Origin of the sequence: Pseudomonas sp. QTF5 (assembly GCF_000512695.2) — a bacterium.
Classification (GTDB): Bacteria; Pseudomonadota; Gammaproteobacteria; order Pseudomonadales; family Pseudomonadaceae; genus Aquipseudomonas.
Map to the genome: position 1 here is coordinate 72111 of NZ_AZRW02000015.1, position 15307 is coordinate 87417.

Annotated in this window: 15 protein-coding genes; 7 read left to right on the plus strand and 8 right to left on the minus strand. The window is 58.3% G+C overall.

Annotated elements, in window-relative coordinates; genetic code table 11:
- The first annotated feature begins 193 nt into the window (after positions 1-193).
- Complete coding sequence (gene rimI / locus IC37_RS14290) at positions 194-1291, plus strand: ribosomal protein S18-alanine N-acetyltransferase (RefSeq protein ID WP_030130284.1); 1098 nt, start codon at positions 194-196, stop codon at positions 1289-1291.
- Between the two features lie 176 nt (positions 1292-1467).
- On the opposite strand, the gene IC37_RS14295 is transcribed toward rimI, so the two are convergent.
- Both IC37_RS14295 and IC37_RS14300 read right to left on the minus strand, forming a co-directional pair.
- Entirely contained in the window at positions 1468-2619 is a 1152-nt protein-coding gene (locus tag IC37_RS14295) for a PQQ-dependent sugar dehydrogenase (RefSeq protein ID WP_030130285.1), read from the minus strand.
- Positions 2620-2670: 51 nt separating this feature from the next.
- Positions 2671-3030, minus strand: a complete 360-nt coding sequence (locus tag IC37_RS14300) for a hypothetical protein (RefSeq protein ID WP_030130286.1) — start codon at positions 3028-3030, stop codon at positions 2671-2673.
- A 214-nt stretch (positions 3031-3244) separates the two neighbouring features.
- Here IC37_RS14300 and IC37_RS14305 point away from each other — a divergent pair, with 214 nt between their 5' ends.
- Positions 3245-4117, plus strand: coding sequence for a Ku protein (locus IC37_RS14305; RefSeq protein WP_030130287.1), 873 nt, complete (start codon positions 3245-3247; stop codon positions 4115-4117).
- A gap of 148 nt (positions 4118-4265) precedes the next feature.
- On the opposite strand, the gene lpxO is transcribed toward IC37_RS14305, so the two are convergent.
- The gene (gene lpxO, locus IC37_RS14310) at positions 4266-5165 is read right to left on the minus strand and encodes a lipid A hydroxylase LpxO (protein WP_030130288.1); all 900 of its coding nucleotides are present in this window, start codon (positions 5163-5165) and stop codon (positions 4266-4268) included.
- Between the two features lie 387 nt (positions 5166-5552).
- On the opposite strand from lpxO, the gene IC37_RS14315 reads away from it, so the two are divergent.
- A complete protein-coding gene (locus IC37_RS14315) occupies positions 5553-5756 on the plus strand; it encodes a hypothetical protein (RefSeq protein ID WP_030130289.1) in 204 nt (67 codons plus the stop codon).
- A 63-nt stretch (positions 5757-5819) separates the two neighbouring features.
- Here IC37_RS14315 and IC37_RS14320 read toward each other — a convergent pair whose 3' ends face one another.
- Positions 5820-6059, minus strand: a complete 240-nt coding sequence (locus IC37_RS14320; protein WP_256580737.1) for a hypothetical protein — start codon at positions 6057-6059, stop codon at positions 5820-5822.
- An 853-nt stretch (positions 6060-6912) separates the two neighbouring features.
- Here IC37_RS14320 and IC37_RS14330 point away from each other — a divergent pair.
- Positions 6913-8502 carry an ABC-F family ATPase gene (locus IC37_RS14330; RefSeq protein ID WP_081729336.1) on the plus strand — a complete coding sequence of 530 codons (1590 nt, stop codon included), beginning with the start codon at positions 6913-6915 and terminating at the stop codon, positions 8500-8502.
- A gap of 401 nt (positions 8503-8903) precedes the next feature.
- Here IC37_RS14330 and IC37_RS14335 read toward each other — a convergent pair whose 3' ends face one another.
- Together IC37_RS14335 and IC37_RS14340 are read right to left on the minus strand one after the other, a co-directional pair.
- Positions 8904-9941 (minus strand): dienelactone hydrolase, encoded by a 1038-nt coding sequence (locus IC37_RS14335; protein WP_030130291.1) that lies wholly within the window; start codon positions 9939-9941, stop codon positions 8904-8906.
- A 170-nt stretch (positions 9942-10111) separates the two neighbouring features.
- Positions 10112-10723 carry an FMN-dependent NADH-azoreductase gene (locus IC37_RS14340; RefSeq protein ID WP_030130292.1) on the minus strand — a complete coding sequence of 204 codons (612 nt, stop codon included), beginning with the start codon at positions 10721-10723 and terminating at the stop codon, positions 10112-10114.
- Between the two features lie 130 nt (positions 10724-10853).
- On the opposite strand from IC37_RS14340, the gene IC37_RS14345 reads away from it, so the two are divergent.
- Together IC37_RS14345 and IC37_RS14350 are read left to right on the plus strand one after the other, a co-directional pair.
- Positions 10854-11762, plus strand: a complete 909-nt coding sequence (locus IC37_RS14345) for a LysR substrate-binding domain-containing protein (RefSeq protein WP_030130293.1) — start codon at positions 10854-10856, stop codon at positions 11760-11762.
- A complete protein-coding gene (locus tag IC37_RS14350) occupies positions 11759-12118 on the plus strand; it encodes an MmcQ/YjbR family DNA-binding protein (protein WP_030130294.1) in 360 nt (119 codons plus the stop codon). The genes IC37_RS14345 and IC37_RS14350 overlap by 4 nt, the downstream gene beginning before the upstream one ends.
- Before the next feature lie 6 nt (positions 12119-12124).
- On the opposite strand, the gene IC37_RS14355 is transcribed toward IC37_RS14350, so the two are convergent.
- Both IC37_RS14355 and IC37_RS14360 read right to left on the minus strand, forming a co-directional pair.
- Positions 12125-12553 carry a DUF1294 domain-containing protein gene (locus tag IC37_RS14355; protein ID WP_030130295.1) on the minus strand — a complete coding sequence of 143 codons (429 nt, stop codon included), beginning with the start codon at positions 12551-12553 and terminating at the stop codon, positions 12125-12127.
- Complete coding sequence (locus tag IC37_RS14360; protein ID WP_030130296.1) at positions 12550-13380, minus strand: undecaprenyl-diphosphate phosphatase; 831 nt, start codon at positions 13378-13380, stop codon at positions 12550-12552. Before IC37_RS14360 ends, IC37_RS14355 begins: the two co-directional genes overlap by 4 nt.
- A 292-nt stretch (positions 13381-13672) precedes the next feature.
- Here IC37_RS14360 and IC37_RS14365 point away from each other — a divergent pair, with 292 nt between their 5' ends.
- Entirely contained in the window at positions 13673-15307 is a 1635-nt protein-coding gene (locus IC37_RS14365) for a methyl-accepting chemotaxis protein (protein WP_030130297.1), read from the plus strand.

Consider the following 15307-nt stretch of genomic DNA (forward strand, 5'->3'; position numbering starts at 1 on the left):
CTGGAAGTTCTGATCGAGCTATTTAAATAGTTTTCAGAAGTTATTGCTGTTGGCAATTTTTGCTCAGATACTTCGCGCCAATGACCTTGTACCGCTGACATAGTGATTGATCCATTGAAGAACAAGACCTTTCCTATTAAGCACGAACTTTTTCGAAAGTCCCGTTTCGTTACGCAACTTTTACGGCGGTTATATGAAACCTGTTTTTCGCTTGGCGGTAGTTGAAGACATACCGGCACTGCTGGCTCTCGAACAGCAATGTTTCACCACGGACCGGCTCAACAGTCGCAGTTTTCAATGGATGATCTCTCGGGCTCACGGGCAACTGCTGGTGGCCCAACGTGGCGAGCAATTAGTGGGCTATGCGGTGGTGCTGTTTCACCGGGGCACTTCATTGGCGCGCCTATACTCGATTGCGATAGCCCTTGATGCTCGCGGCAGTGGACTGGGCAAGCAATTGCTCGAACGTGTCGAGGCCTGCGCCATTGAGCATGACTGCGCCTACCTGCGGCTGGAAGTGCGCATCGACAATCCGACAGCGATTGCTCTGTATGAGCGCAACGGCTACCGGCGTTTCGCGCTGATTCACGACTATTACCAGGACCATGCGGATGCGCTGCGATTGGAAAAACGTATCCTCCAGCACCGCGATTCACGCAACATCAAGGTGCCTTACTACCCGCAGACCACCGAGTTCACCTGTGGCCCGGCCTGCCTGCTGATGGCCATGGGCGCGCTGCAAGACGATCGAGCGCTGGAGCGCGGTGAAGAACTGCAAATCTGGCGCGAGGCGACCACTGTGTTCATGACGTCTGGCCACGGTGGCTGCAGCCCTCAAGGTCTGGCGCTGGCAGCGTGGCGGCGTGGCTTTCGGGTGCGGCTGCAACTGAGCATGGCCGGGCCGCTGTTTCTCGACGGTGTGCGCGATGCGCATAAAAAAGACGTAATGCGCCTGGTACACGAGGCGTTCACGGCGCAGTTGCAAGCCACCGATGTGGAACGAATGATCGGCGGGCCACTGGATCTGCCACGGTTACTGCACGATGGCGGACAGCCATTGGTATTGATCAGCAGCTATCGCCTGACCCGTTCCAAGGCGCCGCATTGGGTGATCGTCACCGATTGCGATGAAGAGTTCGTCTACCTGCACGATCCGGATGTGGATCACAGCCAGCATCGTCAGCCGATGGACTGCCAGCACTTACCGGTCAGCCATGGGGAATTCGACAAAATGTGCAGTTTTGGGCGAGGCAAGCTGCGGGCTGCGGTGATTCTCTATCGCAGCGAGTGAGTAAACGGGTGCGACCCATTGTGGCGAGGGGGCTTGCCCCCGTTGCGTTGCGAAGCGGCGCTAAACCTGCGACCTCATTCTTTCAGGCGTACGGCGTTTGCCGATTTTATGACTGCTGCGCAGCCGAACGGGGCGATGCGGCGTTCCGACAAGCCCCCTCGCCACAGGTTATGCGATTACTTCAGACCAAGCTTGTACAGCACCCCGTCATCTTCATCGGTCAGTACATACAAATAACCATCCGGCCCCTGCCGCACATCGCGAATCCGTTTGTTGAGCTCACCCAACAACCGCTCTTCGTGAACGACTTTGTCGCCTTCGAACTGCAGGCGAATCAGTTCCTGACTCACCAGCGCACCGATAAACACGTTGTGCTGCCAGGCCTTGAAGCGGTCGCCATCGTAGAAGGTCATGCCGCTGAGGCCCGGGGATTTTTCCCAGACATGGTGCGGGCCCACGGTGCCTTCGGGGGTTTCGCCCTTGGCTTCCGGAATCGGCAGGCCAGAATAGTTGATTCCGTGGGTTGCCAGCGGCCAGCCGTAGTTCTTGCCTCGTTCGATGATGTTGATCTCGTCACCGCCCCGGGGGCCGTGCTCATTTTCCCAGAGCGTGCCGCTCCAGGGGTTGAGTGCTGCGCCTTGCGGGTTGCGTTGGCCGTAGGACCAGATTTCCGGGCGAACGCCTTTTTGCCCGACAAAGGGATTGTCCTTCGGCACCTTGCCATCCGGGTAGAGCCGCACGACCTTGCCTTGGAGCTTGTCGAGGTCCTGCGCCGTGGGCCGGTCGTTGTTCTCGCCCAAGGTGATGAACAGATAACCGTCGCGGTCGAACACCAGTCGCGAGCCGAAGTGATTGCCGACCGAGAGCTTGGGCTCCTGGCGGAAGATCACGTTGAAATCCTTGATGGCCGTCAGGTCTTCCGACAACCGTCCGCGGCCGACCGCCGTGCCGGCCTTGCCACCCTCACCGCCCCCTTCGGCGTAAGACAGATAGACCATGCGGTCTTGCTTGAAGTCGGGCGACAACACCACGTCGAGCAACCCGCCCTGGCCCTTGGCCCAGACCTGAGGCACGCCACTGAGCGGGGCCGAGAGTTTGCCGTCGGCGCTGATGACCCGTAGGTTGCCGGGCCGCTCGGTCACCAGCATCCCTTGGCGATCGGGCAGAAACGCCAGCGCCCAGGGATGTTCCAGGCCTTTAACGATCGGCGTGAGCTCAAGGGTGCCCTGCTCGCTTTTTATATCCTGTGTCGGCGCCGCGAAAACGGGTGCAGTGATTGTAAATAACGCGCTGGCACAGAAAGTGGCCAGGAGGGTTTTACGCAGCATGCACGATTCCTTTTGTCGTCAAAATGGTTGGCAAGACCTCTGTCCTGCCGTTCAACGGTAGTTGCGGTCCGAATCCCGGGGCGGTGGGTTGGGAATGAACTTCGGTTGGCTGGTGGGAGCCTGTCGATCTTGCGGATAGCGATTGCCGACACCGCCGTTATCGAGCGTTGGCGGCCGTGGCACAGGCACCGTGTTTGGCCCGCGGATCACCGGAATGTTGGGTTGCGTGCCTTGCATGCTGTTGGGATTGGCCCGGCGAATCGGGCTGTTGTAAGGGTTGTTATTGGTGCTGCCCGGCAGATTCTGCGCCAGCTGCGAGGACGAGGACGAGGATGCGGCGTCTGCCAGAGCCAAAGGGCTTAGCACACCACTCAATGCCAGTGCGATGACGCCGAGCACACATCGGTTCATGGGGACCTCTCTAAATGAGCGTGCCATGCTTCATGGATGAATAGAGCCACGCTACGCCCAGGGTCCGGTTTTGTTAACTAAAACCTCTTTCAGAAGATGTAACACGAGTTGACTCCGCCACCGATCCGCCCGCAGGACCGGGCCGCCACCGACTGAAACTTTTGCCCTTGGTCACAGGTCACCTGAACATCAATCGACTGACGAGAGCACGACGATGGCACGGGCAATCTGGAAAGGCGCAATCAGTTTCGGTCTGGTGCACATCCCCGTGGCGCTGGTATCGGCGACGTCTTCGCGCGGGATTGATTTCAACTGGCTCGACAGCCGCAGCATGGACCCGGTCGGCTACAAGCGCATCAACAAGGTCACCGGCAAGGAAGTCACCCAAGAGCACATCGTCAAAGGGATCGAGTACGAAAAGGGACGTTACGTGGTGCTCAGTGAAGAGGAGATTCGCTCGGCTCATCCACTGTCGACCCAGACCATCGACATTTTTGCCTTTGTCGGCAGCGAGCAGATCCCCCTGCAAAACATCGACACGCCCTACTACTTGGCGCCGGACAAACGCGGTGGCAAGGTCTATGCGCTGTTGCGCGAAACTCTGAGTAAAACCGATAAGGTCGCCCTGGCCCGCGTCGTGTTGCATTCGCGCCAGCACTTGGCGGCCCTCATGCCGCTGGAATCAGCCATGATGCTGGTGATGCTGCGCTGGCCCGCTGAAGTGCGCAGCCTTGATCAATTGGAGCTGGGCAGTGAAGTGACCAAGCCGGATCTGGCCAAAGGTGAGCTGGAGATGGCCAAACGGCTGGTGGAGGACATGAGTGCCGACTGGACTCCCGAAGAGTACCGCGACAGCTTCGAAGACAAGATCATGGCACTGGTGGAGAAGAAGGTGAATGAAGGCAAGATCGAAGATGTCGAAACGGCGACGGGTGAAGAGGTGCGTAAAACCGCCGATGTTATCGATCTGACCGAACTGCTCAAACGCAGTCTTGGTGGCAAGGGCGGCGGTAAAACGGCCAGTAAACCGGCCACCAAAGCCAAATCTACCGCGGAGAAAAAAACCACGAAACGGTCGAGCGGCTGACCAACTTCTGGGACATCCATAATGTTATGCGGTGGAAATACCGGCCTCTTCGCGAGCAAGCCCGCTCCCACATTGGATCTGTGTCGATCACAGGACCAATGCGGGAGCGGGCTTGCTCGCGAAGGCGTCATGCGCCACACCGCTAAATTCAGATCAAAACAAAAATCGCCAGCAACCCACCAAAAACCGCCCACTTCTCCAGGTAGTAGCGAGTGCGGTTGCGCTTCTTGAGCGCTTTGCCGCGCAGGCGAATCGTGTAGATTTTGGCGAACAATCGGTTGATACCACCGACCTTGTCGCCGGCATCGTTCGGCGCGCCCGCCGCCGCCATCACCGTACGGCTGAACCAGCGGTTGAACGCTGCCGCCCAACGATATTTCATCGGCCGCTCAATGTCACAGAACAGGATGATGCGGTTCTGCGCGGTAGTGTTTTCGGCGTAATGAATGAAGGTCTCATCGAACATCACCGCCTCGCCATCGCGCCAATGGTAGTTCTCGCCGTCGACGTTGATGTAGCAACCTGCATCGTTCGGCGTTTCCAGCCCCAAGTGATAACGGTACGAACCGGCATACGGATCGCGGTGACGGACCAGCTTCGAACCCGGCGGCAGTTCGGCGAACATCGCTGCCTTGATCGAGCCGATGCTTTGCACCAGTTCAGTCGTGCGCGGGCAAAGCTTTGCGGCCGACGGGTGGCTGTCGCCGTACCACTTGAGATAAAAACGCTTCCAGCCACTTTTGAAAAACGAGTTGAAACCAACGTCATCGTATTGATTCGAACGCTTGATCTCCCCGGCCTTGAGCAGATTCTGGCCTTCAGCGCGAATCTCTTCCCAATGAGCCTGCAAAGGGCTCAGGTCGGGAAAGTCCGCCGGATTGAGGTAAGGCTTATTGGGCGTTTTCGAGAACAGATAAAGGAAGCAATTGATCGGCGCCAGAAACGTCGAGTGGTCGCTTAATTGGCGGCCTAATTTGTGGCGCACTTTTCCGCGCAAGTGAACATACGCGATGGAGATGACATAGATAGCAGCAATGATAAGTTTCACGAAAATCGTCACACGTCAGAAGTGAACAAAACTGTGTCCCGATGGCGCGTCCTTGAGCCATACCGACGGTCGGCATCGGTTGAAAGATGGCATTTTAGCCATACTTTGTAATCAATGGTTAACCTTCAACTGTGAAAATGCCTCCACGCAATAAGCAGCGCGGGTCGGACAGTCATCTAACGTGAGCCGCTCTCCCGATAGTAGCCTCCTGCCACACCACCATTCGTCGCATATGAAAACCTGGTGGGCAATACGCAACCCTGTCTGGCTTAGGCTTTGCAGAAGCCGGACGCAGCAGCCCCAGAACGACGTAATTCTGACGCGGCGGCAATTAAATTAACATTAAGGACTCCAGCGATACGCTTGGTCAGTCACCGGAGATGTAACGTGTCAACTCTCAATGAAATCGCAGCGAACCACGCGAGAATGGCTAAGGCAAAAGAAGAAGAGTCGACCGGACTGAGTGAGCGACACCTTCAAATAGTGGGAAGTTTCGAAATCCCATCCATTGATGAACAACACATTCCACTGCACCTTATCACTGGAGGGCAGGACAACCACCTCGGACAAGCCGCTGGTTACTTGCTCTGAGTCTCGACCTGGTCAGTCGCCGGCTTGCCGCATGCCGTTCAGCGTGTGGCAAAGCCAGACTTTTTACAGTGGGCAGATGGCGACAACTTCATTGTCACTGCCGGGAGAGGTGATCTGCACGGTCCAGCCTTGCGCAAAAGCCATATCGTGATATTCGACGATGGCACTGATTTCGGAGCCAACTTTCTGGCCTCCTCTGGAGAGCTGTCTAGCGAGATGTTGACCGAACGATCCTCGCTTGAGAAGTTTTGACGGCAACCTTCTTTCCCCTTCAACAACGCCTGCATGCACTGATACCGTCAAGCTCGTTTATTCCCCTTTGCCCAGCCGACCACCATTAAACTCAAGCCGGGAATCCATAGACCAGGCGCAGTGATAGCGAGACCGCAGATAGCCATTGGCAGCCCAGTCAGAAAAATCGGATTTCGAAACGCCTTATCCATAGCACGCTCTCCTTTAAAGTTTCTTCCATTAAACCTGTTGCCTGCTATCCAGCATAACTCGCTAATCCACTCACAGCTTGCCGGGGGAATGGCGGGTGAGGAGCGCGTCTTGGGCGAGAACCAGGGAGAGTGTCTGCGAACCGCCAGCGCACCCGGAATACCCAGGCCCTGACGAAGAAGAATAGTCCCCTCCTCCACCTTTTGCCGCCATGCGCGACACAGGGAGAGGAATCTGAATAGGTGCCCACCCTGACCAAGTGCTGGCCATTCAGCAATCCATCTGAGACACACCTGGCCGGGCAAGCGTTGCCGACTTTACCCAGAGCCATGCCAAGTGTCCCGCACACAACACTGAACAAAAATAACATTGAGGTGCGTTCCCTTACGTTTACCCGCTCTCCAGGATGAGCCAAGCCATCAGCCAGCCCCCGGTTCTAAGCAAACCGGGGCCACACCTTGAAGATGGGGGCGACACGTTATCGCCCACCGTACAACTGCCGTCACACTTATGCGACAATATGCGCAATGTCTGGCATGAATCCCGCCTTTATTGCCCAACAGCTTGGACACAGCGTCCAGATGCTGCACTCGACTTATGCGCGCTGGTTGAACACTAGCGGTGACTGGGAAGAGATGGAGAGAAACTCCAGAATGTCCCAGGAATGGCCCAAGCGCCCAATGCGCAGCTCGCAACCCATTGATAGGTAAAGTAATTGATCTCCACAGCTAACATCACGATGCAGTTCGGCGCCAAGCCGCTATTCGAAAACGTTTCGGTCAAATTCGGCGCCGGTAACCGCTACGGCCTGATCGGCGCCAACGGTTGCGGCAAGTCGACCTTCATGAAAATCCTCGGTAGTGACCTCGAGCCGTCCGGCGGCCAGGTCATGCTCGAGCCGAACGTGCGTCTGGGTAAATTGCGCCAGGACCAGTTCGCCTACGAAGAATTTACCGTGATCGACACCGTGATCATGGGCCACGAAGAGCTGTGGAAGGTCAAGGCCGAGCGCGACCGCATCTACTCGCTGCCGGAAATGACCGAAGAAGACGGCATGGCCGTGGCCGAGCTGGAAACCGAATTCGCCGAAATGGACGGCTACACCGCCGAATCCCGCGCCGGTGAATTGCTGTTGGGCCTGGGCATCGGCATCGAGCAGCACTTCGGCCCGATGAGTGAAGTGTCTCCGGGCTGGAAACTGCGCGTGTTGCTGGCGCAGGCACTGTTCTCCGATCCTGAAGTGCTGTTGCTCGACGAACCGACCAACCACCTGGACATCAACACCATCCGCTGGCTGGAAAACGTTCTGACCCAGCGCTCCAGCTTGATGATCATCATCTCCCACGACCGTCACTTCCTGAACAGCGTGTGCACCCACATGGCTGACCTGGACTACGGCGAGCTGCGCCTGTTCCCGGGCAACTACGACGAGTACATGACCGTGGCGACCCAGTCCCGCGAGCAACTGCTGTCGGACAACGCCAAGAAGAAGGCGCAGATTTCCGAGCTGCAATCGTTCGTCAGCCGCTTCTCGGCCAACGCCTCGAAAGCCAAGCAGGCCACTTCCCGCGCCAAGGCGATCGACAAGATCCAGCTGGCCGAGGTCAAGCCTTCGAGCCGTGTGAGCCCGTTCATCCGTTTCGAACAGACCAAGAAGCTGCACCGCCAGGCGGTCATCGTCGAGCGCATGGCCAAAGGCTTCGACGGCAAGACCCTGTTCAAGGACTTCAGCTTCCAGGTTGAAGCCGGCGAGCGCGTGGCGATCATCGGCCCGAACGGTATCGGTAAAACCACCCTGCTGCGCACCCTGGTCAACGAATTGACTCCGGATGCCGGTACCGTGAAATGGACCGACGCCGCCGAACTGGGCTACTACGCCCAGGACCACGCTCACGACTTCGAAGACGACTGCAACCTGTTCGACTGGATGGGTCAGTGGACCCAGGGCGGCGAGCAACTGGTTCGCGGCACCCTCGGCCGCATGCTGTTCTCCAACGACGAGATCCTCAAGTCGGTCAAGGTCATCTCCGGTGGTGAGCAAGGTCGCATGCTGTTCGGCAAGCTGATTCTGCAAAAGCCGAACGTTTTGATCATGGACGAACCGACCAACCACTTGGACATGGAATCCATCGAGGCGCTGAACCTGGCGCTGGAGAACTACCCGGGCACGCTGATCTTCGTCAGCCACGACCGTGAGTTCGTATCGTCCCTGGCCACCCGCATCATCGAATTGAGCGCCGATGGCGTGATCGACTTCAGCGGCACCTATGACGATTACCTGCGTAGTCAGGGTGTGTTGATGTAAGACGGCTGCAAGCTTCAATTGAAAGCCCTGTCCTGGTGACGGGGCTTTTTGCATTTCCGGGCCAAGGGATGCTTTGGTGCTGACACCTTCGCGGGCAAGGCTCGCTCCTACGGGTTATGCGCAGACCTTGTAGAAGCGAGGCTTGCCCGCGAAGAGCCCCCCCCCCCATAGGGCGCGGTGGCATTGAACCTGGGGTATTCGTGGATTTTCTTTAGTGCGGCGTTGTTGTCGATAAGCGGACTGGCGTTGACCTTGTTACTGAAGCGCCGCGCAATGGCCTGACACCTTCAATCCCCTGTGGGAGCGAGCCTGCTCGCGATAGCGGCAGGACATTCAACATATTAGTCGCCTGTCAGACCGCTCTCGCGAGCAAGCTCGCTCCTGCAGGGGTTGCGGGGAATTTATTGATCCGCGGTTTGCATGCCGGCGCGGGTGGGCTTGCCCAGCGCATGGGCGAAGAACCGTCCGGCTTCGGAAATCATGTTGCGGTGAATGTCCTTGCGGTCTACGCCGTCGGCGTCGGTGCAGAGTGCCGGCATGGCGGCGAACTGTTCTTCGTTGCAGGGCGCCAGGAATACGAAGTGCCCCGCCCCGGCCAGCAATTTGAAGTCCGGTGCGGTCGGCAGTTTGCGCGCAAGCGCTGCGGCGTTTTTGTCGAACGCCACCAGTTTGTCGCCATCGCCGCTGTATAGCAGCACCGGCACATGCACGTCGGCCAGGGTATGGCGGCCGAACTTCAGACTCAGCGGCGCCATCAGCAACAAGGCATGCACGCGCGGGTCCGCCACGGGCTGCAAGTCATCACGATCGACGATCAGTTCGCCTTGAGTGTTGCAGGCATCGTGGTCATCCGGACGTTCCTGGCAATAACGGCGCAGACGATTCAGATCCGGGGTGGCGCCGGACAGGATTAACGCGGTCTCACCGCCCGCCGAATAACCAATCACCCCGACCTGCTCGGCATTGACGAAGGGCGCGAGCATCCGGTCGCTCAGTGTCGCGGTAATGGCTTCGGAAATCTGGATCGGCCGACCATAAAGGTTGCTCAAGGTGCCGAGACGGCTGTGGTCTTTGGAGTTGTCGCCTGGATGGATCACCGCCACCACCACAAAGCCCTTGCGTGCCAATGAGGTGGCGAGGTCGTGCAGGGCCAGCGGGGTTCCGGTGTTGCCGTGGGACAGCATCAGCATCGGGAAACGTCCGATGGCGACTTTGGTGTCTTCACCGGCTTCGACCGTGTAGCCCTCGAGCGTGCTGGAATGTTCCTTTTCACTGGACGGGTAAAAGGCGATGGCACGCATCGGCTGCAAATCCAGCGGATCGAGGAACGTCATCTCATGGAAACCGACACTCCGGTGAGGATGCGGCGCAGAAGCGGCATGCACCAAACTCAGACTGCCGAGCAGGCAAATCAGTAGCGTTGCACAAAGACGCACCATGGGAGCCCCCACCCTGTTACCTGACCGCAGATGTCAGCCCTCGACTGCATAACCTGGGCCAGAAACGGATAACCGCCAGAAACAAAAAACTCCGTACCTGACCATCACGATGACCAGAATACAGAGTTTCAGGGGTATTGCCCGAGCTGTTTGACGTCTTTACGCAAGCCTTACGCGGCGGCGAACAATTGCTCGCTGATGTGCGTCTGAGCGTCGCTCATGGCTTTGGTGCGCACTTCATCACCGTAGGCCAGGCCATGGGCGCGGACGAATTCGATGTCGGTGATGCCGATGAAGCCGAACAGCACCTTCAGATAGTCTTCGTGTGCAACACCGGTCACTTGACCGGCATGCAGACCACCGGCAGTCGAGACGATCACCACTTTCTTGCCGCCGCACAGGCCTTCAGGGCCGGCTTCGGTGTAGCGGAAAGTCTGACCGACCACAGCGATGCGGTCGATCCAGGCCTTGAGTTGGGTCGGGATGGAGAAGTTGTACATCGGCGCGGCAATCACGACCGCATCGGCGGCGAGGAATTCGGCCAGGGCCTGCGCGCTCAAATCGGCTTCGTGCTGTTGCGCGGCGTTGCGCAGTTCAGCGGCGGTGCCGGCGGCGACCAGGGTGGTGGCGGAGAAATGGCTGATGGCATCGGCGGCCAGGTCGCGGTAAGTCACCACAACACCAGGCTCGGCGGCTTGCCAGGTTTTGACGACTTCGCCGCTCAACTGACGGGAAGCCGAGTTGTCACCCAGAATACTCGAATCGATATGCAGTAATTTCATGTGGGATCTCCAAGGTGAGGATCGCCACCGGCGATCTGATGGAGACAATCCTATCGACGAAACCAATAGATGATTAGTCGGTAACAATGCGATAGTTCGTCCCACTGATAGAACAATCGAGTTTAATACCATGCAAGACCTCAACGACCTCTACTACTTCGCCAAAGTGGTCGAAGCCGGTGGCTTTGCGGCGGCCGGGCGTTTGCTGGGGATTCCCAAGTCGCGGTTGTCGCGACGCATCGCCGAGCTGGAAGAACGCCTGGGCGCGCGCCTGCTGCAACGCACCACCCGCCAACTCAATCTGACCGCCGTGGGCGAGCGTTACTTGCGCCATTGTCAGGCGATGCTGCTGGAGGCCGAGATGGCCGACGAAGCGGTGGCCAGCATGTCGAGCGAGCCCCGTGGGCGCTTGCGAGTGTCCAGCCCCGTGGGGTTGGCCCACGAAATTCTGCCTGGGGTGATCAATAACTTCCTGGAGAAATTCCCTCAGGTTCAGCTGGAAGTCATGCTGCTCAACCGTCGGGTTGACCTGATCAACGAGGGCGTCGACGTCGCCTTGAGAGTGCGGGATCTGGGTGATGAAGATCCATTGCTGGTTACCCGCCGCCTGCGTCAGGCCCAGATGCTGATGGTTGCCAGCCCCGCATTTCTGCTCGGCCGTGAAATCAATCATCCCGAAGACCTGAAAAACCTGTCCGTGCTCGGCGCTCTGGAAGCCGATCGCATGGTGCACATTCGCATGCTTGATCAAACAGGTAAAAGCTACGACGTGAGCCTCGAAGCACGATTGGGCTGCGATGATTTCATCGTACGCAAAGCCTGCACCCTGAGCGGCCAGGGCTTTACCATGTTGCCGATGATGCATTGCGAGCAGGAGCTGAAAAACGGCGAGCTGGTGCAACTGCTGCCCGACTGGTCATTGCCGGGCGGCTGGCTGCAGGCCGTCTACCCTCATCGACGCGGGGTGATGCCGGCGGTGCGCGCCTGGATAGACCATTTGATCGAATCATTCAATGCTTGTGGGGACAGACTGTTATGAAAGCGGGATTAATGAGCGAAGAGGACGTCGCGCAATACTGCCTGGCATTGCCCGGCGCGCGGGAGGATTACAAGTGGGGTGGCGTGCGGGTGTTTTCGATTGCCGGGAACAAGATGTTCGCCTTGCAGAACCTGCGGGGACAGTCCCTGGCCTTCAAGGTCGACAAGGACCTGTTCCTGGGCCATTGCGACCGGCCGGGCATTCAGCCGGCACCGTATCTGGCCCGGGCCCAGTGGGTCATCATGGAAACGCCCTACCCGCTGGGCACCGAAGAACTGCAAGGCTTGCTACAACGTTCCCACCAATTGGTGGTGAGCAAGTTGCCCAAGCGCACGCAGGTCGGCTTGCTGCTTTAAAGTGCGTTAAAACAACGCAAACAGGTTCGCGCCCAGAAACAGCTGATCGATCCAGAACACCTGATGCATCAGCACGATGAGCCAGAACACCAACTGAAACGAGACTTTGCGGGTCTTGTGCCGAAACGCTTGCTGGGCCAGCAAGGCACCCGGCCAACCACCCGCCAGCTCCACCGCGTGCAAGACGTTCTCCGGCGTGCGCCAGCTGTCGGCGCGGGCCTTGTGCTTATCACTCCAGTACAGGAAAAACGCCAGCACGCTGACGATGCCGTAGGCCGCCAGGGGAATCACCGACACCCCGCGCAGCCACAGCGACACCGAGCCAAACAACGGCACTGCGCACAGCACAACGAACACCAGCAGTTTCAGCCGCAGGTTTTGAATGGCTCCCCCGGACTTGCGCCCGGGGTTGTGGCGTGTGGCGGAGTCACTCATGGTTTGACCGCTGTCCAGTCGACCCAGCCGAATTGCCAAGTGGCCAGAATCACCAGACCGAACGCGATGCGATACCAGGCGAATGTCGCGTAGCTGTGGCTGGCAATGAATATCAGCAAGGCCCGGACGGCGATCATCGCAAAGATAAACGCAGTGACGAAGCCAATGGCGAACACCGGGAAATCAGCCGGCACAAACAGGTTGCGGTATTTGTAGCCCGAGTACACTGCCGCGCCGACCATGGTCGGCATGGCGAGGAAGAACGAGAACTCGGTGGCCGTCTTGCGCGACAACCCGAACAGCAAACCGCCAATGATCGTCGAGCCGGAACGCGAGGTCCCCGGAATCATCGCCAGGCACTGGGCGAAGCCGACTTTCAGGGCGTCCTTCCAGGTGATGTCGTCGACACTTTCAGCATGCACTTCATGCTGACGGCGTTCAGCCCACAACATGACGATCCCGCCCACGACCAATGCGGTAGCCACAGTAATCGGGTTGAACAGGTACTCGTGAATCAGATCGGCGAAAATCACCCCCAACACTACCGCCGGCAGGAAAGCGATCAACAGGTTTGCGGTGAAGCGTCGAGCGCTGGGTTGTGTCGGCAAACCGATGACCACGTCGAAGATCTTGCGGCGAAACTCCCAGACCACCGCCAGGATCGCGCCGAGCTGAATGATGATGTTGAAGGCCATGGCCCGCTCGCCGCCGAAATTGAGCAAGTCGGCCACAATGATCTGGTGCCCGGTACTGGAAATGGGCAAGAACTCCGTCAACCCTTCTACAACGCCTAAAATCAATGCCTGAAAGGCCGTCCAAAGATCCATCAATCCCCCAAGAAGCAATGCCCCCAGGCATGCTCCGTTAATAATTTATAAGCGTTAGCTGCGATCAACCTCAGGCTGAATCCCCGCGCGCACAAGATCCACACAAAACCGTAAAAATTGCGTGAAAAAAGACTTGGGCTCAGGTTTTTCCGTGCGGGGCCGAAATCCTATCAGACAAGCCTCATTTACGCTGCCGCGTAATAGGACCTGAGTCGGATGGGCCCGATCGGCAAAGTGTGGTTGGATGCTGGCGATCGTTTATTACAAGAACAAGAAAACGGAGTAACAGCGTATGAACAGCTTGCGCAGTGTGTCGATCAGCCGACGCTTGTGGCTCATTCTGATCGTGGCCGTGGTGATGCTGTTGACGTTGGGCGTGTTGATGCTCAAGCAGATTCACGACGACCTCTATCAGGCCAAGGCCCAAAAGACCCAGCACGTGGTGCAGACCGCCAGTGGCATCCTCACCTACTACCACGGCCTGGAAACCGCCGGCACCCTCACCCGCGACGCCGCGCAAAAACAGGCACTGACCGCCGTGCGCGGTTTGCGCTACGACCAGAATGATTATTTCTGGATCAACGACCTGACGCCCGTCATGGTCATGCATCCGACCAATCCGAAACTTGAAGGCCAGAATCTCTCGACGATCCGCGACCCCGACGGTTTCGCGCTGTTCAACGAGATGGTCGCCATCGCCAAGGCCAAGGGTGCCGGCATGGTCGACTACCGCTGGCCAAAACCGGGCGCCAGCGCGCCGGTGGAAAAAACCTCCTACGTCAAACTGTTCGAGCCTTGGGGTTGGGTGATCGGTTCGGGCGTGTACATCGATGACATGCAGGCCGAGTTTTATGCGCAGGTCTGGAAGGCCTCTTTCGTGGGATTGGTGATTGCTCTGATCATGGCGTTGCTGGTGATCATGATTGCCCGCAGCATCGTGCGCCCGCTCCAGGAAACCGTGAACGCCATGGCCAACATTGCCAGCGGTGAAAGCGACCTGACCCGCAGCCTCGATACCCACGGTCAGGACGAAGTCACGCAACTGGCCCGGCACTTCAACGCCTTTACCGCCAAACTGCGCCTGGTGATCAGTCAGCTGCAAACCTCCGCCAGCGCGCTGGGTCAGTCATCCAGCGAACTGGGCAACGATGCTGCGCAAGCCCAGCAACGAAGCCAGCAGCAATCGCAGCAGATGGAACTGGTGGCGACCGCGATCAACGAAGTGACCTACGGCGTGCAGGATGTGGCCAAAAACGCCGAACACGCGGCCAGCGAAATGCGCAATGCCGAGTCTCAGGCGCAGCAGGGGCAGGTCAATATCGACGGCAGCTTGCAGCAGATCGACAATCTGTCGTCGACCATCGATCAAGCCGTTGAGGTGATTCGTACCCTGGCCGCCGAAAGCACGCAAATCGGCAGCGTTCTGGAAGTGATCCGCTCCATCGCCGAGCAAACCAACCTGCTGGCCCTCAACGCCGCCATCGAAGCCGCCCGGGCCGGCGAGCAAGGTCGCGGGTTTGCGGTGGTTGCCGATGAAGTGCGCCTGCTGGCCCAGCGCACCCAGAAGTCGACGGCGGAAATCCAGTCGATGATCGAACGCCTGCAAAGCCATTCCGAAGCGGCGGTCAAGGTGATTGGCGACAGCAGCCGTGCGTCGCAATTGACCATCGAGCAGGCCGGCCTGGCCGGTGCCAGCCTGAATGCCATCGGCCAGGCCTTGCGTAACCTCAACGGGTTGAACGCTTCGATTGCCAGTGCGACCTTGCAGCAGGCCCACGTGGTGGAAGATATCAATCAGAACGTCACCCAGGCCGCCGGGTTGTCCCACAGCACGGCACTGGCGGCCGAACAGTCGAGCGTGGCCAGCGTTCACCTCAAGGAACTGAGCGAGCAGTTGAACGGGTTGCTGAAGCAGTTTCGGGTGTAA